Source organism: Lachnospira hominis (ex Liu et al. 2021) (assembly GCF_014287955.1).
GTDB classification, from domain to species: Bacteria; Bacillota; Clostridia; order Lachnospirales; family Lachnospiraceae; genus Lachnospira; species Lachnospira hominis.
Genome location: NZ_JACOPD010000027.1, coordinates 1 through 1,143, shown reverse-complemented (window position 1 = coordinate 1,143; position 1,143 = coordinate 1). Strand labels below are relative to the sequence as shown.

Here is a 1,143-nt window from a genome sequence, read left to right as displayed (position 1 = left end):
ATAGGATGTGCTAGCCGTTGGTCGTGCTAGTCTAAGCATTTAGGGAGTCAGAATAGGCAAATCCGTTCTGACAATCCTGAGATGTGATGGGGAAGGTCATTTTGACCGAAGTATCTGATTCCATGCTCCCAAGAAAAGCATCTAGAGAGAGAAATAGTGCCCGTACCGCAAACCGACACAGGTAGATGAGGAGAGAATCCTAAGGCCAGCGGAAGAATTGCAGTTAAGGAACTAGGCAAATTGACCCCGTAAGTTCGCGAGAAGGGGTGCCTGCGAGAGCAGGCCGCAGAGAATAGGCCCAAGCAACTGTTTAGCAAAAACACAGGTCTCTGCTAAAGCGTAAGCTGATGTATAGGGGCTGACGCCTGCCCGGTGCTGGAAGGTTAAGGGGAACACTTAGCGCAAGCGAAGGTGTGAACTTAAGCCCCAGTAAACGGCGGCCGTAACTATAACGGTCCTAAGGTAGCGAAATTCCTTGTCAGGTAAGTTCTGACCCGCACGAATGGCGTAATGACTTGGGCACTGTCTCAACTGCAAATCCGGCGAAGTTGTAGTGCGAGTGAAGATGCTCGCTACCCGCGATTGGACGGAAAGACCCCGTAGAGCTTTACTGCAGCTTAGCATTGAGTTCCGATATTGTCTGTACAGGATAGGTGGGAGACTGGGAAGCTGGGGCGTCAGCCTCAGTGGAGTCGACCTTGGGATACCACCCTGACAGTATTGGGATTCTAACTGGACGCCATGAAACTGGTGACAGGACATTGTTAGGTGGGCAGTTTGACTGGGGCGGTCGCCTCCTAAAAAGTAACGGAGGCGCCCAAAGGTTCCCTCAGAATGGTTGGAAATCATTCGCAGAGTGTAAAGGCACAAGGGAGCTTGACTGCGACACCCACAAGTGGAGCAGGGACGAAAGTCGGGCTTAGTGATCCGGTGGTTCCTCGTGGAAGGGCCATCGCTCAACGGATAAAAGCTACCCTGGGGATAACAGGCTTATCTCCCCCAAGAGTCCACATCGACGGGGAGGTTTGGCACCTCGATGTCGGCTCATCGCATCCTGGGGCTGAATTCGGTCCCAAGGGTTCGGCTGTTCGCCGATTAAAGTGGTACGCGAGCTGGGTTCAGAACGTCGCGAGACAGTTCGGT

At 52.9% G+C, this 1,143-nt stretch carries 1 rRNA gene; it reads left to right on the top strand.

Annotated features, from left to right (window positions below):
• A 23S ribosomal RNA gene (locus H8S01_RS13870) occupies positions 1-1,143 on the top strand; the annotation flags it as partial.